The sequence below is a fragment of the Gordonia sp. (in: high G+C Gram-positive bacteria) genome (assembly GCF_047600385.1).
Lineage (GTDB): Bacteria > Actinomycetota > Actinomycetes > Mycobacteriales > Mycobacteriaceae > Gordonia.
The window spans coordinates 3161818-3181745 of record NZ_JASGKZ010000001.1 but is presented as its reverse complement, the minus strand read 5'-3'; the positions used below and the strand labels follow the sequence as shown (position 1 = coordinate 3181745).

The window sequence follows — 19928 nt, the reverse complement described above, 5'->3', positions numbered from 1 at the left end:
CACGTCAGGCCGACGACGCCGGGGGACCGGTCAGAGCTGGTCGGCGTCGAGCCGGGCCCGGAACGCGGCGATCGCCGGCCAGGTGAAACGCTCGGCGTCGGGGCCGGTGAGCAGCCCCAGATGGCTCGAGGCGACGGTGTGGAACTCCACGTGCGACGACGCGGTGAAGAGCTTCTCGCCGTGTGCGACCGCCGCGAACGGGGCGATCGGGTCGCGCGGACTGCCGACCATGAACACCGGCGCGGTGATCGAGGTGAGGTCGACGGTGTGGTCCTCGAACTCCACGCGGCCGCGGGAGAGCTCGTCGCCGAGGATGAAGTTCACGAACATCTGCTCGGTGACCCGGCCCGGATACCCGGGCAGCGACCGCTGGAACCGGTCGATCACCTGCATGCGCTCCAGCGCGGCGGTGTCGTCGAGATTGTTCAGGATGTACCAGGGTTTCTTGAGCTCGCGCTGCCAGGCGAAACTGCGGTACACGGTGCGCACGATCGGCGCGGGAACCCCGGCCAGCGCCCGCAGCACATACGTCGCCGGGCGCCCGCCGGTCGGCCCGAACACCGCGCGGACCAGCGGATACGGCGGGATCTTCATGTAGTTCAGCGGGGTGCCGATGCCGATGATCGAACGGATCGGGAGGTTGCGGTCGTACGCGGCCGTCAGGAAGCTCAGGGTGCCGCCGAGGCTCCAACCCATCAGGTCCACCGCATCGGAGCCGCCCCGGAAGTCGTCGATCGCCTCACCGATCGCGCGGGGGACGAAGGTGTCGAAGTAGTCCTCGAAACCCAGGCCGCGGTCGGCCCGGCCGACGTCGCCGAAGTCGATCACGTAGGGGACGGTGCCGCTGTCGAGGAGGAACTCGACCACCGAGTTGGCGGGCGAGACGCCGGGAGCCAGGTCGTAGCAGTCGGCCGGGACCGCGAGCGGGGGGACCAGCAGCACCGGGACCGCGCCGGTCTCGCGGGCCCGATCGAGTTGATCGGCGGTGCCGTACCGGACGAGGCGGGCGTGCGGCCGGTCGGACAGGACCACCGATTCCGTGCGGGTGCGCGGAGCGAGGTCGTCGCGGAGCACGCGGGTGAGGGTGACCAGGTCGGACTGAAACATGGTGGCACAGGTTACCGGTGACCGGGGCCCCGAGTGCGAGCAGGGCCGGAGTTCGTTGTTCTCAGCTTGCCGGGGTACCGTCTCTCCTGGTCATGACGAGATGTGGATAGGATCGTCGTGAAGCTCCACCGACTCTCGCAGTCGGACGAGCACCGCCACTCGGCGCCGAGACGGCGTCGGTGGTCCAACCCGAACTGATACCGATGAAAGACGGAGGAACCGTGGCTCTTCCCCAGTTGACAGACGAGCAGCGTGCAGCAGCCCTGCAGAAGGCTGCTGAGGCACGTCGCGTCCGCGCCGAGCTCAAGGAGCGCCTCAAGCGCGGCGGAACCGACCTCAAGCAGGTGCTGGCGGACGCGGAGGACAACGAGATCCTCGGCAAGATGAAGGTGTCGGCCCTCCTCGAGGCGCTGCCGAAGGTCGGCAAGGTCAAGGCCCAGGAGATCATGACCGAGTTGGAGATCGCTCCGACCCGTCGGCTCCGCGGCCTCGGTGACCGCCAGCGCAAGGCTCTGCTCGAGAAGTTCAGCTCCTGAGTGGTGCCTGCACAGCATTCCCCGGCGAGGGGCCGACTGGTAGTCCTGGTCGGCCCCTCGGCCGTCGGTAAGTCGACGGTCGTGCGCCGGCTGCGTGAACTCCTCCCGGACCTGCGGTTCTCGGTGTCGGCGACGACCCGTGATCCCCGCCCCGGCGAAGTGGACGGCCGGGACTACCACTTCGTGTCCCGCGCCGAGTTCGACGACATGATCGAGCGGAACGAACTGCTCGAATGGGCCGACATCCACGGCGGTCTGCAGCGCTCGGGCACCCCGGCCGGGCCGGTGCGCGCGGCGCTGGAGTCCGGTGTCCCGATGCTGGTCGAGGTCGACCTCGCCGGTTCCCGGCTGGTCCGGGAACAGCTGCCGGAGGCGGTCACCGTCTTCCTGGCGCCGCCGAGCTGGGACGAACTGGTCCGCCGACTCACCGGACGCGGCACCGAGAGCCCCGAGGTGATCGAGCGCCGACTGGCCACCGCGAAGGTCGAGATGGACGCTCAGGACGAGTTCGCGCACGTCGTCGTGAACGACGATGTCGACGCGTCCGCTGAGAAATTGGTAAACTTGCTGATCGGCCACTGAGCCCCCTTGCGAGGGAGTTCGGGACGGCCGGATTCTCGTGCCCCGGATGGGGTGCGACGACGACGAAAACTTTTGGAGAGACACAGCGTGAGCACCGAAACCGGGATCGGCACCGATCTCGTCGCAGAGACCGTCTACGACACCCCGCTGGGCATCACCGATCCGCCCATCGACGAGCTCCTCGCCCGGACCTCGTCGAAGTACGCGCTGGTGATCTACGCGGCCAAGCGCGCTCGCCAGATCAACGACTACTACAACCAGCTCGCCGAGGGCCTCATGGAGTACGTCGGCCCGCTGGTGGAGCCGGGCGTGCACGAGAAGCCGCTCACCATCGCCCTGCGCGAGATCCACTCGGACCTGCTCGAGCACACCGAAGGCGAGTAAACGCCGGTCATGACTGACGCTCGTCGGCACATCATCGTCGGCGTGGGCGGCGGGATCGCCGCCTACAAGGTCTGCTCGGTGATCCGGCACTTCACCGAGGCCGGGCACGACGTCCGGGTGATCCCCACGCGGAGCGCCCTGCGCTTCGTCGGCGCGGCGACCTTCGAGGCGCTGTCGGGGAACCCCGTCACCACCGAGGTCTTCGACGACGTCGACGAGGTGGCGCACGTCGCCCTGGGACGCGAAGCGGATCTGGTGGTGATCGCCCCGGCGACCGCCGACCTGATGGCGCGCGCCGCCGCGGGCCGCGCCGACGACCTGCTCACCGCGTCGCTGCTCACCGCCCGCTGCCCGGTGCTCTTCGTCCCGGCGATGCATACCGAGATGTGGGAGCACCCGGCGACGGCGGCCAACGTGGCCACCCTGCGGGCGCACGGCGCCACCGTGGCGACCCCGGCCTCCGGGCGCCTGACCGGCGCCGACACCGGTGCGGGCCGGCTGCCCGAGCCCGTCGAGATCGGCCTGCTCGGCGACCTGCTGCTGGCCCGGCCCGAGGCGCTCCCGTACGACCTCGCCGGCAGGCACGTCCTCATCAGTGCCGGCGGCACCCGCGAAGCCCTCGACCCGGTCCGCTATCTGGGCAATCACAGCTCGGGCAAGCAGGGCTACGCCCTGGCCCGGGTCGCCGCCCAGCGCGGTGCGCGGGTCACCCTGGTCGCCGGTGCGGTGAGCGATCCCGGCGATCCGGCGGCCGTCGACGTCGTGCACGTGGATTCGGCACGGGAACTGGCCGACCAGATGCGGTCGCGGGCGCCGGAGGCCGACGTGGTGATCATGGCCGCCGCGGTGGCCGACTTCCGGCCGGTCGCCGTCGCCGACGCCAAGATCAAGAAGGGCGAGCAGGGGCCCGCCCCGATCGAACTGGCGACCAACCCCGACATCCTGGCCGGACTGGTCAGGGACCGCCGCGACGGTGTGATTCCCGTCTCCACCGTGATCGTCGGTTTCGCCGCCGAGACCGGCGACGCCGACGGGGGAGTACTCGATCACGGCCGGGCGAAACTCCGCCGCAAGGGCTGTGACCTGCTGGTCGTCAACGCCGTCGGCGACGGCCGGGCGTTCGGCACCGACGACAACACCGGCTGGATCCTGTCGTCGGACGGCGCCGAGACCGCGCTGCCGTTCGGATCGAAATCACTGATGGCGAGCAGGATTCTTGACGAAGCAGCCGCACTCGTGCCAGATAGTTAGGGCTGCCTAACGCCGTGAGGCGTTCGGCCCGAATGACACCCGTAGACCCCGTACCGGCGACCCCGCCGCACCCGAGAGGAACCGATGACCGCGTCAGCGTCCCGCCTGTTCACCAGTGAATCCGTCACCGAAGGGCATCCGGACAAGATCTGCGATGCGATCAGCGATTCGATCCTGGACGCGCTGCTGGCACAGGATCCGGGCGCCAAGGTCGCCGTCGAGACGCTGGTGACCACCGGTCAGGTGCACGTCGCCGGCGAGGTCAACACCACCGCCTACGCGGACATCCCCACCATCGTGCGCGAGAAGATCCTGGCGATCGGCTACGACTCGTCGACCAAGGGCTTCGACGGCGCATCGTGCGGCGTCAACGTGGCGATCGGCGCGCAGTCCCCGGAGATCGCGCAGGGCCTGACCGCCTCGCACGAGGCCCAGACCGGCACCCAGGCCGACGAGATCGACCTGCAGGGCGCCGGCGACCAGGGCCTGATGTTCGGGTACGCCACCGACGAGACCCCCGAACTGATGCCGCTGCCGATCGCGCTCGCCCACCGGCTGGCCCGCCGGCTCACCGAGGTGCGCAAGGACGGCACGCTGCCGTACCTGCGCCCGGACGGCAAGACCCAGGTGACCGTCGAGTACGCCGACGACGTCCCGGTCCGCCTGGACACCGTCGTCGTCTCCACCCAGCACGCCGCCGACATCGACATCGCCGGCATGCTGACCCCGGACATCGCCAAGCACGTCCTGGAGCCGGTGTTCGCCGAACTCGACCTCCCGACCCCGCTGGACACCGCCAACCCGCGCCTGCTGGTGAACCCGACCGGCAGCTTCGTGCTGGGCGGCCCGATGGGCGACGCCGGGCTCACCGGCCGCAAGATCATCGTCGACACCTACGGCGGCATGTCCCGCCACGGCGGCGGCGCGTTCTCCGGCAAGGATCCGTCGAAGGTCGATCGCAGTGCCGCGTACGCGATGCGCTGGGTCGCCAAGAACGCCGTCGCCGCCGGACTGGCCAAGCGCATCGAGGTGCAGGTCGCGTACGCGATCGGCAAGGCCGCCCCGGTCGGCCTGTTCGTGGAGACCTTCGGCACCGAGAAGGTGGACGTGGGCACCATCCAGAAGGTGATCACCGAGGTCTTCGACCTGCGCCCGGCCGCCATCGTCCGCGACCTGGAGCTGCTGCCAGCCGATCTACGCCCCGACCGCCGCCTACGGCCACTTCGGTCGTACCGACGTCGATCTGCCGTGGGAGCGCACCGGCCGGGTCGCCGAGCTCCGCGCCGCCGCCGGCCTGTAGGCCGCCTGGCCGAGGTCTTCCCCGCCCGCCGAGTCCGTGCCGGAACGTCTTCCGGTGCTCGGCGGTGGTCGATGACCCCTCGATGATCGAGGGCTCCTCGGTGATCGAGCGGAGTCGAGATCTCGGCCGGCGAGAAGAACCGCGCGCTCAGGAAGTGGAACCGTCCCTGGCCGAGGGAGACGATCGGATGCCGTGCGGCGCCGCCGGGAATCACTCATCTAGGCTTCGCGATGTGACGACCGGACCCGACGATGCCGCGCAGGAGACGCCCGGCGTCGTCGCGCCCGAGGCACCGGACGGACCCGAACCGGAACCGGAGACGACGACGCCCGCCAAGGACCGGCATCGTCGATCACCGGCCCCGGAACTGCCGGTGGCCCGGGTGCTGCCGATCCTGGGCCTGGCCCACCTGGACCGGCCGTTCGACTACCTCGTCGATGCCGCGATGGACGCCGACGCGCAGCCGGGCGTCCGGGTCCGCGTCCGGTTCTCCGGCCGCCTGGTCGACGGCTTCCTGCTCGAACGCCTGCCGCACAGCGACCATCCGGGCAGACTCGCGTGGCTCGACAGGGTGGTCTCGCCCGAGCAGGTCCTGACGCCCGAGATCGCGGCGCTCGCCCGCGCCGTCGCCGACCGGTACGCCGGCACCGTCCCGGACGTGCTGCGCCTGGCGATCCCGCCGCGGCACGCCCGGGTGGAGAAGGACGCCCCCGCCGCCGCTCCGGACTTCGAGATCGTCGCCCCGGACCTGGAACGGTGGTACGCCTACGACGGCGGGGCCGCCTTCCTCGAAGCCCTGCTGGAGGGCCGGCATCCGCGGGTCGCCTGGCAGGCCCGCCCCGGGGAGGATCCGGCCGCGCGGCTGGCCGAGCTCGCCGCCGTCGTGGCATCGCGCGGGCGGGGGGTGGTGATCGTCGTCCCCGATCAGCGGGATCTGGATCGGCTGGAGGCCGCGTGCGCTCCGCTCCTGGGCGAACGGTGCGTCGCGCTGGCCGCCGGCCTGGGCCCCACCGCCCGCTACCGGCGGTGGCTGGAGGTGCTGCGCGGCCGGGCACAGGTGGTGATCGGGACGCGCAGCGCCGTCTTCGCACCCGTCCACGATCTGGCGCTGACCATCGTGTTCGACGACGGCGACCGCAGCCTCGACGAGCCGCGCACACCCTACCCGCACCCGCGGGAGGTCGCGGTGCTGCGCGCGCACCAGACGACGTCGGCGCTGGTGATCGGCGGGTTCTCCCGGACCGCGGAGACGCAGGCGCTCGTGGAGTCGGGGTGGGCGCGGGATCTGGTGGCGCCGCGGACCACCGTCCGCGCCGACATGCCGCGGGTGGACGGGATCTCCGACGACGACCGGCGCATCGCGGGCGATCCGCTGGCCCGGTCGGCGCGGATCCCCGGTATCGCGTTCGACGCGGCCCGCCGGGCCCTCGACGCCGGACATCCGGTGCTGTTCAGCGTGCCGCGGCGCGGCTATCTGCCGTCGGTGGCGTGCGCGCGCTGCCGGGAACACGCGCGATGCCGGGCGTGCCACGGTCCGCTGCAGATGAACGACCGCGGCGACCTGGCGTGCCGCTGGTGCGGGCGGATGGAGAACCGGTTCGCCTGCGGCAAGTGCGGCGGTACCGCGGTGCGGGCGCTGATGATCGGGGACCGGCGCACCGCCGAGGAACTCGGCCGCGCGTTCACCGGGGTGCCGATCGTCACCTCCGGCGGCGACAAGATCGTCGACGAGGTGGACGACGGCGCACGCGTCGTCGTCGCGACCCCGGGGGCGCAGCCGCGGGCGGCGCACGGGTACGGGGCCGCCGTGCTGCTGGACACGTGGGCGCAACTGGACCGGCAGGATCTGCGGGCCGCCGAGGAGGCGGTCCGGCACTGGATGGCCGTCGCCGCGCTGGTGCGTCCGCACGGCGACGGCGGGCGCGTGGTGATCGTCGCCGACGCCGCGCTCACCCCGGTGCAGGCGCTGATCCGCTGGGATCCGGTCACCTTCGCGTCGTACGAGCTGCGGAACCGCCGGGAACTCGGTTTCCCGCCTGCGGTGGCGATGGCCTCGATCGACGGGCCGGCCGCGGCCGTCGCCGCGTTCCTCAAGATGATCGACGAACCGCCCGGCACCCGGCGACTCGGCCCGGTGCCGCTGCCGCCCGGGGTGCGGCCGCCCGCCGGCGTCGACCCCGCGGCCGACCTGGAACGGGTGCTGCTGCGGACCGAACGGGCCCAGGGCCGCGAACTCGCCGCGGCCCTGCGGGCCGCGCAGGTGCTCCGGCACGCCCGCCACGAAGACACCGCGGGTATCCGCGTCCAGGTGGACCCGAATACCATCGGTTGAATGAGAGTGGTGTTCGCGGGTACCCCGCAGGCAGCGGTGCCCACGCTGCAGGAGCTGATCGATTCCGACGACCACCGGGTGGTGGGCGTGATCACCCGGCCCGACACCACCGCCGGTCGCGGCCGGAAGGTCGTGCGGTCGCCGATCGGCGCCCTCGCCGACGAGCACGCGATCGAGGTGATCCAGCCGGCCCGGATGAGCGATCCGGAGGTGGCCGAGGCACTCGCCCGATGGGAACCCGACCTCGGGGTGGTGGTGGCCTACGGCGGCCTGATCCCGGCCGAGGTGCTCGCGGCGCTCCCGCACGGCTGGATCAACCTGCACTTCTCGCTGCTCCCGGCCTGGCGCGGCGCGGCCCCGGTGCAGGCCGCGATCGCCGCCGGCGACGAGTTCACCGGCGCCAGCGTCTTCCAGCTGGAGGTCGGTCTGGACACCGGACCGGTGTTCGGGCTCTACACCGAACGGATCCGGCCGACCGACACCGCAGGCGACCTGCTCGACCGGCTCGCCGAATCGGGCGCGACGTTCACCGGCAACGTCGTCGACGGCATCGCCGCCGACGAGCTGGTGCCCGCGCCGCAGGACGTCGAGGGCGTCTCGTACGCGCCCAAGATCACCGTCGCCGACGCCCAGGTGCGGTGGGATCTGCCGTCGCACCTGATCGACCGCGCGATCCGCGCGCACACCCCCGCGCCCGGGGCGTGGACGCAGCTCGACCAGGCGCGCATCAAACTCGGACCGGTGACGATCGCCGACGACGCACCGCTGCCCGACGACACCGATCCGGCCGGCCTGGCCGCGGGCGCGATCGTCGCCGGGAAGAAGGCCGTGTACGTCGGGACGGGGTCCGGTGCGGTGCGGCTGGGGCAGGTGCAACCGCCCGGGAAGAAGGCGCTGCCCGCCGCGGACTGGGCGCGCGGCGCCCGACTGACCGGTGAGGAGACCTTCTCGTGAGCCGATACGACGACGACCGTCGCGCACAGGGCGGGCGCCCCTCGGGGCAGGGTGCTCGCGGCCGGAACGGGCAGGGGTCGCGCGGGCGGAGTCCCCGCGGCACGGGGAGCCGGGGGCGCGATTCCGCGCCGCGCGACAAGAAGCTGCGCGACAAGGAACTCGGCCGGGACCGGCTCGTCGCCCGCGACGTGCTGCGGGCCGTCCGGGAACGCGACACCTACGCGAACCTGCTGCTGCCCCGACTGCTGCGCGAGCGCGGCCTGAGCGGCCGGGACGCCGCCCTGGCCACCGAACTCACCTACGGCACCCTGCGCACCCAGGGCACCCTCGACGCGGTGATCGCCGCGGCCGCCGAACGACCCGCCGCCGAGATCGACGGGGAACTGCTCGACGTCCTGCGGCTGGGCGCCTACCAGCTGCTGCGCACCCGGATCGCCCCGCACGCCGCGGTGGCCACCTCGGTGGACCTGGTGCGCAGCGAGAAGGGGCAGGGACCCGCCGGATTCGTCAACGCCGTGCTGCGCAAGGTGTCCCAGCGCACCGAGGAGCAGTGGATCGACGCGCTGGCGCCGTCGATCATCGACGACCTGATCGGGAACCTGGCCTTCACCTACGCGCACCCGCGGTGGATCGCCGAGGTGTTCTTCGCCGCGCTCGGACGCTCGGCCGGGGAACTGCAGGCGGCGCTGGCCGCCGACGACGAACGGCCGATCGTGCACCTGGTGGCCCGGCCCGGCCAGATCACCGCCGAGGAACTGGCCCTGATCAGCGGCGGGGAGGAGGGCCGGTACTCGCCGTACTGCGTGTACCTCCCCGAAGGAGACCCCGGCCGGCTCGACGCCGTCCGCGAAGGCTTCGCGGGCGTGCAGGACGAGGGCAGCCAGCTCGTGGCGCTCGGCCTGGCCCGCGCCGAACTCGTCGGCGACGACACCGGGCGCTGGCTGGATCTGTGCGCCGGACCCGGCGGCAAAGCCGCGCTGCTCGGTTCCCTCGCCGCCGTCGACGGCGCACACCTGGACGCGGTGGAGGTGTCCGAACACCGCGCGGAACTGATCGCGAAGGTGGTCGACGGCCTGCCCGTCGACGTCCACGTGGCCGACGGGCGCACGAGCGGACTGGAACCCGGTTTCGACCGGATCCTGGTGGACGCGCCGTGCTCGGGACTGGGGTCGCTGCGTCGACGCCCCGAAGCCCGGTGGCGACGCACCCCCGCCGAGGTGCCCGAACTGGTGAGCCTGCAGACCGAACTGCTCACCGAGGCGCTGCGCCTGGTGCGCCCGGGCGGCGTGGTCGTGTATTCGACGTGTTCGCCGCACCCGGCCGAGACCACCGAGGTGGTGGCCGCGGTCCTGGCCGCCGACCCCGGGGTGACCCAGCTGGACGCGCGGCCGTTCGTGGCCGGCGACATGATCGAGGCGTCCTCGCTCGGCACCGGCCCGCACGTGCAGTTGTGGCCGCACCGCCAGGACACCGACGCGATGTTCCTGGCCGCGCTCCGACGGGACGCGTGATGGCCCAGTTCCTGCAGTTCTACTTCTCCCTGAACGATTCCGGTGCCGCCGCCGAGGAACAGCTGACCGAGGCGGTGCGCCTGGTGCTCGGCGCCGACCCGGACGACGACCCGGTGGAGACCGGCGGGCCGGTCGACGAGGCGCGCGTATCGGAGATCATGGCGATCGCGCACTCGTCGGCGCAGGACGGTCAGCCGCTGCCGCTGGACGAGCGCAGCGACGTCTCGGTGGATCTGGGACCCGGGGCGACGGTGAGCGCGTTCTCCGACAGCGTGCCGCCGGAGTGCCCGCAGTGCCACGACCTGCTGGCCGACTGGGATCCGCAGGAGTGGTGGGACGGCGACCAGGAGCCGCGCGAGGAGTGCCCGAACTGCGGGTTCACCGCGCTGATCGGGGACTGGCACATCCAGAGCACCCCGTACGCGCGCACCGAATGCGGCCTGGTCCTGGTCGACTGGCCGAACCTGGAGGAATACGGCCCCGAACTCCACGACGCCCTCCTGGCGACGGTGGGCTCGCGACCGCGGTACGTCTCCGGTCACGTGTGACCGGCGTCCGCCGCCTGCTCGCTCACCACTCGTCGAGTTGGACCGCGGACGGGCCGACCTCGGTTTCTTGAGCTTGCGTTGCCGACGGGGCCGGCGTCCGATCCCTGAGCCGGGGAGGAACGCCGTGACGAGCCGCGTCGAAGGGTCTCCCGCGCGGTGTCGTCGTGTGCCGTCCCCTCGGACCCGGTCCCCGGCCGACGTCTCGGTCCGGCTCGGGGAGATCGGTGGTCGGCCGTTGCGATATGTCAGGCCACGAGGGCGTATTTCCCTCGTGAGCCGCTATATCGCAACGGCCGACACGATCTGGCGTGTCGCCCGGACCGTGGATCGAGTGGCGGATCCCGGCGGGTTCGTTCCTCGGTCGCGACTCGGAGACCGGGGGCGTTTCCGTGTCCGTCTACAGCACGGCGAGCATGACGCCGACCGCGATGAACAGCAGGCCGAACAGCCAGCCCAGGCCTCGTCGTCCCCGATCGGTGGCGGCGAACCGCGCGAACGACTTCCCGAGCGTCGCGAAGAAGAGCCACATCACCACGACGTCGACCGTGACGATGGTGACCGCGATGATGCCGTACTGCACCAGCAGGTCCCGTTCGGGCCGGACGAATCCGGGGATGAACGCGAGCAGGAACACGATCGCCTTCGGATTCAGCAGATTGACCCACACGCCGCGGGTGAACATCGACCACGGTGTCGCCGGTCCGGCCTTGAAGTCGGTGGTCGCCGGGTCGTCGTCGCGTCCGGCCCGGATCTGCCCGATGCCCAGATACACCAGATACGCCGCGCCGCAGTAGCGGATCACCGCGAACGCCGTGGGCGAGTTGGCGATCACCAGGCCCAGGCCCGCCGCCACGATCGCCAACTGGATCAGGAGCGCGGCCTGCTGGCCGAGGATCCCCCAGAGCGCACGGTGGAAACCGACCCGCAGGGCGTTGTTCATCGTGTTGATCGCTCCGGCCCCGGGGGTGAAGCCGATCAGCAGGCACGCCGAGAGCAGGGCGATCCAACTGGAGAAGAGCACAGGCTTTGATATCACAGGCCGGGCTCCTGCCGACTGCGACCATCCGGGTGCGCACGACGTCTACTGTCGAAGGGTCCGACCTCGTACCGATTCCATGGGGGAGCCTTGACCGCCAACCAGCCCACACGCCACTACCAGGATGCGCAACTGAAGAAGATCTCGGCCGTCGCCGTGGTCCTCGGTCTCGCCTCGGTCCTGTTCTGCTGGGTGCCGCTCGCCGCGCCGTTCGCCGGACTGATCGCGATCGTCCTGGGGTTCGTCGGCCGCGAGAAGGTGGTCAAGGTCGGTCGCACCGACTACCTCACGCTCTTCCACGCGGCGATCGTCACCGGCATCCTGGGTGTGGTGCTCGGGGTGATCCTGCTGGCGCTGAACATCGGCTACGGACCGGGCATCCAGGCGTAGCCGAGACCCCGGCCGGCAGCGAACCCGCTTCTTACGGTTCGTGACACTGTGGCCGGGGTGAGCGGGGTCTTTCTCCGCGCTCTGAGTCGCCCGCGAGCCAAGCGAGCCTGCGTGTCGAAGGGGATCGGAGGACGACGTCAGACGACGAAGTCGTCCCAGCCCGTCGAGAGGTACTCGATGAAGGCCGGACCGAGCGCTTCGTCGCGGAGCCGTTGCGCGGTGACCGGCTGCGGATCGGCGACGAACCCGGGATCGGCGAGTGCACGGGCCGCGAAATCGTGGTGGATGATCGCGCCGGTGCCGATCAGCACGAAATCGGTGCCCTGACCGAGGATCGCCTCGGCGTCGGCCGCCGAGGCGATCTTTCCCGCCGCCCCGAGCCGGACGTCTCCGCGGGGCAGTTCGGTGAAGCAGGAGAGCAGCGAGCGCCCGGCGAACCCGGGGTCGGCCGGCTCCTTGAACGCGTCCCAGAGCGACAGGTCCAGGTAGTCGATCCGCGCGTCGGCCAGCACCTGCCGGGCGAGGTCGATCGCGTCGGCCGGCGGAATCCCGTACCGCTCGGGCGAGAGCCGCAGGCCCACCTGGAAGTCCGGTCCGGTGGCGGCCCGGACCGCATCGATCACCTCGACGATCACCCGCCGCCGATTCTCCGGGTCGCCGCCGTACCGGTCGGTGCGGAGGTTGTTCCGGGCGTCGAGGAACTGGGCCAGCAGATAACCGTGCGCACCGTGGATCTCGACGCCGTCGAACCCGGCCCGTTCGGCGAGGGCGGCCGCGGCGGCGAAATCGGCGACGATCTGCTCCACCCCTTCGGTGGTGAGCGCGGTGACGCCCTTGGCGTCGTCGTCCCACGGTCCGACCTTCGCGCCCAGGGCGCCGTCGGCACGACGACCCCCGTGCTGCAACTGCAGCGACGACACCGCGCCGGTCGCCCGGATCCCGGCGGCCAGCCGGGTCAGGCCCTCTGAGTGCTGATCTCCGGCGGCACCGAGCTGGCCGGGGAAGGTGTGCCCGTCGTCGCGGATGTACGCCGCGCACGTCATCACCTGCCCGAAGCCGCCCTCGCCGCGGCGGACGAGCCAGCGGTACTCGTCGTCGGAGAGGACGCCGTCCGATCCGCTCTGCATGTTGGTCAGCGGAGCGAGAGCGAGACGGTTCCGCCACGACGGACCGTGGGCGAAGGTCAGGGGAGCGACGGGGGACACGGGACCTCTTTCGGATGTTCGGGTCGGGGGCGGATGCGTGCGGGGCGGCCGCGGCAGCGGCCGCCCCGAGCATGAGATGTCTTCGGATCGTGTCGAAGACGAGATCGGGCCGGTCGGTCAGGACTTCGAGGCGTCGTCCTTCGTGGCGCCGCCGAGCTGGCTCAGCACCTCCACCACGTCGATCCCGGTGGTGCCGCGGATCAGTTCCAGGCTGGAGGCCAGGCCCGAGCCCGCGCTCTTGGTGAGCGGGTCGACGCCGTCGCCGACGAGGGTGATGTTGGCATCGGCGAGCGGTTCGGCGCCGGCGCGGACGATCTCGGGGAGCTTGCCCAGCACCAGTTCCAGCTGACCGACCGAGTCGAGCTTGCCCAGGGCCTCGGCGCGCTTCTCCAGGGCCTCGGCCTCGGCTTGACCGGTGATCCGGATGCCTTCGGCGCGGGCGGCGGCTTCGGCGACGATCTCGGCCTTGCGGGCCTCGGCCCGCTGCTGCGCCGCGTACAGTTCGGCCTCGGCGGGGCGGCGGACCTCGGCGTCGAGCTGGGTGTCGCGGAGACGGGCGGCCTGCTCGGCGACCTCGTTGTCCTTCTCCACCTGAATCCGGCGGCGCTCGGCCTCGACCAGCGGACGCACCGAGTCGGCCTCGGCGGCCGCGCGATCGGTGGCCTGGCGGGCGGCTTCGCGCTGGATGTCGAGTTCGCGCTGCTGTTCGATGATGGCCTGCTCGTTGGCGATGCGGCTCTGCTCGGCGACGCGGTGCGCCTCGGCGCGCGCCCGCGCGGCGATGGCGGCCTGGTCGGAGCGTTCCTTCGCGGCGAGGTCGCTGAAGTACTGGCCGTCGGAGTCCTGGACGTCGTTGATGGAGAAGCTGTCGAGGAGCAGACCCTGGTTGGCCAGGATCTCCTTGATCGACTGGGCGACCTGGTCGACCAGCGCCTGGCGGTCGACGAGGATGCTCTTGGCGGTCATGGTGCCCACGATCGAGCGGAGCTCACCGGAGAGCTGCTCGGTGACCAGGGCCTTGACGCGGTTGAGGTCGTCGCCGAAACGGGGACCGGCCTTGAGGATGGCCTCGGGATCGTCGCCCACCTTCACCACGGCCACGCCGCGCACCTTGAGCTCGATGCCGTCGTTCGCCGGGGTCGAGGTGTCCAGATCGGCCTTGATGGAGGAGAGCTGGACGCGGGTCGCCCGCTGCACCACCGGAAGCACGAACGTACCGGTGCCGCGGTACACCTTGCCCTGATGGCCCTTGCCGGTGCCGGTGACGATGAAGGCCTCCTCCGCACCCGGGACCCGGTACCGAGAGAACAGCATGAGGATCAGCAGGACGATGAGGACGGCGACGACGATCACCGGGATCAGAATCGTGGACATGGGTGGGTGTTCCTTTCGTCGGAGACGGCGAAAACAGGCTTCTGGACGTCAGACGTCGAGGTCGGCGTAGGGGAGCTGTTCGACGAAGTAGGCGTCGATCTCGTCGAGCCTGGCCACCAGGCGGACCTTCTGGTCGTACGGGAAGTCACGGTCGGCGGTGACCGTCACCCGACGGCTGCCCAGCGGCGTCGAGACCTCGGCGGTGCCGTAGTGGCCGGCCAGGACCGCTTCGACGATGCGCGCCGAACTGCCGAGCACGTCGACCGAGGGGAGTTCCTCACCGGAGTGCCACAGCCAGCGGATCACCGCGGCGGCGGTGATCGCCATGACCAGGCCGGCTCCGGCGCCGACGAGGAGGGACACGCCCCGACCGGAACCGCCGAACTCGATCATGCTGCCGGCGACCAGACCGAAACCGGTGACGAACGGCATGAGGAGGGAGAGGAAGCCCGCGCCCGAGTCGCCCAGGTCGAAGTCGATCCCACCGAAGTCGACGCCGATCAGCGAGAGCAGCATCAGGACCAGGCCGACACCGCCGATGACCAACAGGATGATACCGAGCACGAGACCCCCGCCTTCGTCGCAGTGTGGTGTGAGTTCAACCTTACAGATGCCGTTCAGCGGCCTACGGCACAGCGGACACCGGGGCGGTGAAGCGTGCCCGCGCCGCGGCGACGTCGTCCCTCGTGACACAGCCGGGAGCGTGATCGTTCACCAGACCCATCGCCTGCATGAACGCGAACGCCGTCGTGGGCCCGACGAACCGCCACCCGCGTCTCTTCAAGTCCTTCGCCATCGCGATCGATGACGCAGTGGTGCTCACCGTGGCCGGTGTCGCGATCTCCCCGTCCGGGATCTCCCAACGCCAGAAGTAGCGGGCCAGACTCCCGGTCTCGGCGACCAGGTCCAGGGCCCGCCGCGCGTTGTCGATCACCGCTTCGATCTTCCCGCGGTGCCGGACGATGCGGGCGTCGGTGACGAGCCGTTCGACGTCGGCGTCGCCGTACCCGGCGACCACGGTGAAGTCGAAATCGTCGAACACCTCGCGGAACGCCGGACGTTTGGTCAGGATGGTCCGCCAGCTGAGCCCGGACTGGAAGCCTTCGAGGCTGACCTTCTCGAAGAGACGGCGGTCGTCGACGACGGGGAAGCCCCACTCGGTGTCGTGGTAGTCGAGCATGCCGGGTCCGTCGGCGGCCCAACCGCACCGATCGCGGCCGTCCGGTGCGCGGTAGAGGTCCATGCCGCCCACTGTAGGACGACCCTCCGACAGAACCGTCGGCCGTACGCCGGAATACCTTCGTCCGGTGCTCGGTTGACCCGGCCATGAGCTCCTCCGACTACGATCCCCGGGACCTGATCGCCGAGACCAAGATCGGCATCCTCGCGACGCTGAAGGCGAGCGGGATGCCGCAGTTGTCCCCGGTCACCGCCGTCTACGACCGCGCCGCCGACGTCGTCTACGTCTCCATGACCGCCGGCCGCGCCAAGACCGCGAACCTGCGGCGCGACCCGCGGGCGGCGATCGAGTTCACCAGCCCGGACCTCTACACCTGGGCCACCGCCGAGGGACCGGTCACCCTCAGCGGCCCGAGCGACGATCCGGCCTCACCCGAGGTCGACGCCCTGGTCGACTACTACCGGCTCGGCGCGGGCGAACACCCGGACTGGGCCGAGTTCCGGCAGGCGATGGTCGACGACCACCGTGTGCTCGCCGCCCTGCACATCGAACGCGTCTACGGCGAGAAGCTGCGCTGACCGTCCCCGGACACCCGGCCGCGAGGTCGGGACCTTCGTCCGGAGACCCCGACCCCGCTACCGCGTACATTGAGGACAGGACGCGATTCGTCCGATTCACGGAGATGTATCGAATTCGAGGGGTGGATGCGAGTGCCGACGGTGAACGCGCCGATCACGGCGGCGGTGGACGGCTCGGAGAACGCGCACGACGGCGTCCGGTGGGCAGCGGCCGCAGCCGCCCGCGTGAACCGACCGCTGCTGCTGGTGAGCGTGGTGGACAAGCCCGTCTTCCAGTTCGGCACCGGAATCGTGGCGGCGCAGGCCTACGCCGACGCGGCCGCGGCACTCGCCGCGGGCGCCCTCGACGTCGCCCGGAGTCTGGCCGAAGAGATCGCCCCGGAGGTCGAGGTGTCCACCGAGACGATCGTCGGGCGACCGCCGCTCGTGCTCCGCGACCTCACCAGCCGCGCCCACCTGATGGTGCTCGGGCGTCGCGGTCTCGGCGGCGTCGCCGGACTGCTGCTCGGCTCGGTCAGCGTCTACGTGTCGGCCCACGCGAACTGCCCGGTGGTCGTGGTGAATCAGACGCCGCCGACCGAAGGACCGGTGGTGGTCGGCGTCGACGGCTCGCCGGTCTCGGCCGCGGCCACCGACGTCGCCTTCGCGCAGGCGTCGTCACTCGGCACGACACTGATCGCGGTGCACACCTACGGCGGCTACCCCGGGGTGCAGACCTTCGACGTCGTCACCCAGGGCCGCCAGCGGATCATCGACGAGGCCCGCGCCGGACTCGGCTCACGCCTGGCAGGGAACCTGGAGGACCACCCGGACGTCCCGGTGCGGACCGTGGTCTCCATCGAGGAGCCCGCGCAGCAGATCATCGAGGCGGCGGCGAACGCACAGCTCATCGTGCTGGGCAGCCGCGGCCACGGCGGTTTCCGGACTCTGCTGCTCGGGTCGACGAGCCAGGCGGTCCTGCACGTCGCGCACTGCCCGGTGATGATCGTCCCGGGCTGAATCCGCCGGTCAGTCCCCGAGAGGGACGTCGATCAGACGAGCCTCGTCGTCGACGACGTCGAGGCGTCGCAGGCGGCCGCCGGCCACGACCCACACGGTTCCGGCGTCGTCGCACGCGACCGCCGGGATCGGTGCGTCGACGGGCACCGAGCACACCGGTGTCCAGTCGGCACGGTCGAGCAGGGTCAGCAGCCGGCGACCGGCACAGTCGAAGGCGGGCGGCCCGGTCAGGGGCCACCACCCGCCGCGACCGGTCCCGTCGGGGAGGTGCCCGGCGATCCACACGTGCTCACCGACCGTTCCGGCGACGGCGAAATGGCCGCGCAACCGCGTCCGGGTGCCGAGTTCGAGGTCCGGGCCGATCGGATACACGCTGTCGCCGTCGGCGAGTGCGAGCGGAGCGGTCAGCAACGACGGCCGGTGCAAGCTCACGAGATCGTGGCGGAGTCCAGTCGTCGTCCCGTCCGATGCCACCCGGACGAGTTCGACGACCGACGATGGACATTCCGAGGGACCGACCGCGACCAGGAAGCCGTGTCCGTCCCAGATCGCGCTCCGCGGCCATCCGGCGGGGCCGACCACATCGATCGTCTCCTCCCCGAGACGATGCAGCGCCCACCGTCCGGAGGCGTGGCAGGTCAGCAGCAGGCCGTCCGGGTCGACGGCGGCGTCGTGCACGGCGTCGCCGCCGATGCGGACGGACGTCCCCGCTCCGGCCACGTGGGACACGCCGTCGATGCCGATCACCCAGCACCCTTCGGGGGACGGAAGGAGAGACCGCCCCTGCCCGGTCGGTCGGGCGTCCACCGGCGCGGGGAAGTCCAGGTGGCGCAGTGATTCCCGGCCGCGTATCGCGATGCGGGGCAGCTCCCGATCGAGCACCCAGAGTTCGTCGCCGCGCACGGAGAGCTCCGCGGGCACGAACTCCGGTCGCAGCGGCGGCTCGGGGACGTCGTCGAGGTCGAGTTCCACCAGGACGCCCTCGCCTCGGGTGGCGATCGCGGGCGGATCGTCGTCGAATCGCTGATCGGTGAAGAAACGCGGAGATCGCTCGACGTCGGTCAGTACCGGTTCGCCGACGGGGATCCAGTGGTCGGGAATCCGGTCGGAGCGCTCGTGTCCCAGGCGTTCGTACCTCTGAGAGACCAGTCGTACGCGCCGGATACGTCCGCGAACCAGACTGTCGGAGTCGATGCCCATGACACCGCGGAAAAGGCCGTGCACCTCGACGAATTCGATGCGTGGCCGCGGACCGGTCCAGGTCGCGGCCCAGCCGTCGCCGCGCAGCGTGCCGCACCACAGGTACTGGGGATCCTCCGAGGTGTCGTGCTCCGGATACCGCTCTTGCTGGACTGGTGGGTACGACGACGGTTCCAGCGTCCCCCGGATCGTCGTCGCCCCGGGGCCGTCGACGCCTTCGACGAACAGCAGCGGGAACTCGATCACCGCGCCGACCTCGGGCGGCTCGATCTCGCCGTCCTCGATGGGAAGCCATCCGACCAGGACCGACAGGCGCCGCGCACGTCCGCTGCTCATGGAATCCAGGCTAGAGGAGCGAGACCCGATCACCCCGCTCTCCGAGCCCGTCCTTCTCGCCGGTCGAATCTTCTCGCAGGCCTGATTCTTCTCGCTATTCTCGAACCTTCTCGCCGGTCGAACCTTTTGCACTGGTCGAGTCCTTATTCGCTGGTCGAGCGGAGTCGAGACCCCGACCGATGCCCACGACCACCACGGAAACAGCCGTTCACCTCGACGAACCCGGTGTGCGGCCGCGGTCCTCTCCATATCGCGGCTCAGCCGCCCCGGCGCAGTGTTCCACGCCGTAGGTACCCACGGGCACCGGTCCGAGGGTCCATGATGGTGATGTGAGGAAACTGGGATTGATCGGGGGAACCGGTCCGGAGTCGACCGTCTCCTACTACCGGGCCGTGATCGAAGGCGTCCAGGAGATCGCCGGCGAGCAGACGCTGCCGCCGCTGATCATCGAATCGCTCAGCGTGTTCCGGGTGCTCGACTTCTGCGCCCGGAACGACCTGGACGGACTCACCGACTATCTCGCCGCCGCGATCGACGGTCTCGCGCGCGCCGGCGCGGACGTCGCCTCGCTCACCGCGCTGACCCCGCACATCGTGTTCGACCGCCTCGTCGCCCGGTCGCCGATCCCGCTGATCAGCGCGATCGACGCCACCCGGGACGAGGCCCTCGCCCGCGGCGCCCGGTGCCTGGTCCTGCTGGGCACGGCGCCGACGATGACACACGACTTCTTCGCCCGGCCGCTCCGCGAGGCCGGACTGACGGTGGTGGTCCCGGACCCGGAGGAGATCGACTACATCCAGGACAAGATCGTCACCGAACTCGAGCACGGAGTCGTCCTCGACGCCACGCGCACGGGTTTCACCCGGATCGTCTCCCGACTGCACGAGCGCCACGGCGCCGACCACGTGGTGCTCGGCTGCACCGAGCTCCCACTGCTGCTGGACGACCGGGTGTCGCCGCTGCCGTGCCTCGACCCGGTCGCGGCGCACACCCGCAGGCTGGTCGCCGCGATCGTGTGACGGGCGGGGCCGCGCCCCGGACTGGACGACCGGTCGGTGCGCACCTGACCTTTCGGTCATTCTTCGCCGGAGACCGCCGCGGGTCGTCGGACGACCCGCCTACCAT

General features: G+C 71.0%; 19 protein-coding genes and 1 pseudogene. 13 read left to right on the top strand and 7 right to left on the bottom strand.

All coding sequences use genetic code 11. The features are described 5' to 3' along the window. Positions 1-30: 30 nt before the first annotated feature. Positions 31-1107 carry an alpha/beta hydrolase gene (locus QM809_RS14315; RefSeq protein ID WP_415046407.1) on the bottom strand — a complete coding sequence of 359 codons (1077 nt, stop codon included), beginning with the start codon at positions 1105-1107 and terminating at the stop codon, positions 31-33. A 221-nt stretch (positions 1108-1328) separates the two neighbouring features. Between QM809_RS14315 and mihF the strand changes: the two genes are divergently transcribed. From mihF to QM809_RS14270, 9 genes and pseudogenes are all read left to right on the top strand, one after another. Then, positions 1329-1643, top strand: coding sequence for an integration host factor, actinobacterial type (gene mihF, locus QM809_RS14310; RefSeq protein WP_382364011.1), 315 nt, complete (start codon positions 1329-1331; stop codon positions 1641-1643). A gap of 3 nt (positions 1644-1646) precedes the next feature. Next, on the top strand, positions 1647-2225 hold the full coding sequence (gene gmk, locus QM809_RS14305; RefSeq protein WP_415046406.1) for a guanylate kinase: 579 nt from the start codon (positions 1647-1649) through the stop codon (positions 2223-2225). A gap of 87 nt (positions 2226-2312) precedes the next feature. Beyond that, complete coding sequence (gene rpoZ / locus QM809_RS14300) at positions 2313-2609, top strand: DNA-directed RNA polymerase subunit omega (RefSeq protein ID WP_415046405.1); 297 nt, start codon at positions 2313-2315, stop codon at positions 2607-2609. Positions 2610-2618: 9 nt separating this feature from the next. Next, positions 2619-3860 (top strand): bifunctional phosphopantothenoylcysteine decarboxylase/phosphopantothenate--cysteine ligase CoaBC, encoded by a 1242-nt coding sequence (coaBC, locus tag QM809_RS14295; protein ID WP_415046404.1) that lies wholly within the window; start codon positions 2619-2621, stop codon positions 3858-3860. Positions 3861-3944: 84 nt separating this feature from the next. After that, positions 3945-5160, top strand: a pseudogene (metK, locus tag QM809_RS14290) (methionine adenosyltransferase). Positions 5161-5533: 373 nt separating this feature from the next. Beyond that, a complete protein-coding gene (locus QM809_RS14285) occupies positions 5534-7492 on the top strand; it encodes a primosomal protein N' (protein ID WP_415047102.1) in 1959 nt (652 codons plus the stop codon). Then, complete coding sequence (fmt, locus tag QM809_RS14280) at positions 7493-8446, top strand: methionyl-tRNA formyltransferase (RefSeq protein WP_415046403.1); 954 nt, start codon at positions 7493-7495, stop codon at positions 8444-8446. It abuts the gene before it with no gap. Further along, the gene (locus QM809_RS14275) at positions 8443-9957 is read left to right on the top strand and encodes an RsmB/NOP family class I SAM-dependent RNA methyltransferase (protein WP_415046402.1); all 1515 of its coding nucleotides are present in this window, start codon (positions 8443-8445) and stop codon (positions 9955-9957) included. Before fmt ends, QM809_RS14275 begins: the two co-directional genes overlap by 4 nt. Beyond that, a complete protein-coding gene (locus QM809_RS14270) occupies positions 9957-10505 on the top strand; it encodes a hypothetical protein (RefSeq protein WP_415046401.1) in 549 nt (182 codons plus the stop codon). The genes QM809_RS14275 and QM809_RS14270 overlap by 1 nt, the downstream gene beginning before the upstream one ends. A gap of 397 nt (positions 10506-10902) precedes the next feature. Here the strand turns inward: QM809_RS14270 and QM809_RS14265 are convergent, their stop codons facing one another. Beyond that, positions 10903-11541 carry a LysE family translocator gene (locus QM809_RS14265; protein WP_415046400.1) on the bottom strand — a complete coding sequence of 213 codons (639 nt, stop codon included), beginning with the start codon at positions 11539-11541 and terminating at the stop codon, positions 10903-10905. Between the two features lie 90 nt (positions 11542-11631). Here QM809_RS14265 and QM809_RS14260 point away from each other — a divergent pair, with 90 nt between their 5' ends. Further along, entirely contained in the window at positions 11632-11931 is a 300-nt protein-coding gene (locus QM809_RS14260) for a hypothetical protein (RefSeq protein WP_415046399.1), read from the top strand. A gap of 137 nt (positions 11932-12068) precedes the next feature. Here QM809_RS14260 and QM809_RS14255 read toward each other — a convergent pair whose 3' ends face one another. The 4 genes from QM809_RS14255 to QM809_RS14240 form a co-directional block, all read right to left on the bottom strand. Continuing rightward, on the bottom strand, positions 12069-13136 hold the full coding sequence (locus QM809_RS14255) for an NADH:flavin oxidoreductase (protein ID WP_415046398.1): 1068 nt from the start codon (positions 13134-13136) through the stop codon (positions 12069-12071). Between the two features lie 117 nt (positions 13137-13253). After that, complete coding sequence (locus tag QM809_RS14250; protein ID WP_415046397.1) at positions 13254-14510, bottom strand: flotillin family protein; 1257 nt, start codon at positions 14508-14510, stop codon at positions 13254-13256. A gap of 48 nt (positions 14511-14558) precedes the next feature. Beyond that, positions 14559-15074, bottom strand: coding sequence for a hypothetical protein (locus QM809_RS14245; protein WP_415046396.1), 516 nt, complete (start codon positions 15072-15074; stop codon positions 14559-14561). 61 nt (positions 15075-15135) lie between these two features. After that, complete coding sequence (locus tag QM809_RS14240; protein WP_415046395.1) at positions 15136-15753, bottom strand: DNA-3-methyladenine glycosylase I; 618 nt, start codon at positions 15751-15753, stop codon at positions 15136-15138. An 83-nt stretch (positions 15754-15836) separates the two neighbouring features. Here QM809_RS14240 and QM809_RS14235 point away from each other — a divergent pair, with 83 nt between their 5' ends. Beyond that, positions 15837-16268, top strand: a complete 432-nt coding sequence (locus QM809_RS14235; RefSeq protein WP_415046394.1) for a PPOX class F420-dependent oxidoreductase — start codon at positions 15837-15839, stop codon at positions 16266-16268. 141 nt (positions 16269-16409) lie between these two features. Next, entirely contained in the window at positions 16410-17267 is an 858-nt protein-coding gene (locus QM809_RS14230; RefSeq protein WP_415046393.1) for a universal stress protein, read from the top strand. A 9-nt stretch (positions 17268-17276) separates the two neighbouring features. Here QM809_RS14230 and QM809_RS14225 read toward each other — a convergent pair whose 3' ends face one another. Continuing rightward, the gene (locus QM809_RS14225) at positions 17277-18803 is read right to left on the bottom strand and encodes a hypothetical protein (protein WP_415046392.1); all 1527 of its coding nucleotides are present in this window, start codon (positions 18801-18803) and stop codon (positions 17277-17279) included. A gap of 344 nt (positions 18804-19147) precedes the next feature. Between QM809_RS14225 and QM809_RS14220 the strand changes: the two genes are divergently transcribed. Continuing rightward, positions 19148-19822, top strand: coding sequence for an aspartate/glutamate racemase family protein (locus QM809_RS14220; protein WP_415046391.1), 675 nt, complete (start codon positions 19148-19150; stop codon positions 19820-19822). Positions 19823-19928 lie beyond the last annotated feature (106 nt).

What these genes read in the sequence shown, in the direction of transcription:
- QM809_RS14315 (WP_415046407.1), bottom strand. Translation starts at nt 1,107, where the DNA reads ATGTTTCAGTCCGACCTGGTCACCCTCACCCGCGTGCTCCGCGACGAC.
- coaBC (WP_415046404.1), top strand. Translation starts at nt 2,619, where the DNA reads ATGACTGACGCTCGTCGGCACATCATCGTCGGCGTGGGCGGCGGGATC.
- fmt (WP_415046403.1), top strand. Translation starts at nt 7,493, where the DNA reads ATGAGAGTGGTGTTCGCGGGTACCCCGCAGGCAGCGGTGCCCACGCTG.
- QM809_RS14270 (WP_415046401.1), top strand. Translation starts at nt 9,957, where the DNA reads ATGGCCCAGTTCCTGCAGTTCTACTTCTCCCTGAACGATTCCGGTGCC.
- QM809_RS14250 (WP_415046397.1), bottom strand. Translation starts at nt 14,510, where the DNA reads ATGTCCACGATTCTGATCCCGGTGATCGTCGTCGCCGTCCTCATCGTC.
- QM809_RS14240 (WP_415046395.1), bottom strand. Translation starts at nt 15,753, where the DNA reads ATGGACCTCTACCGCGCACCGGACGGCCGCGATCGGTGCGGTTGGGCC.
- QM809_RS14235 (WP_415046394.1), top strand. Translation starts at nt 15,837, where the DNA reads ATGAGCTCCTCCGACTACGATCCCCGGGACCTGATCGCCGAGACCAAG.
- QM809_RS14225 (WP_415046392.1), bottom strand. Translation starts at nt 18,803, where the DNA reads ATGAGCAGCGGACGTGCGCGGCGCCTGTCGGTCCTGGTCGGATGGCTT.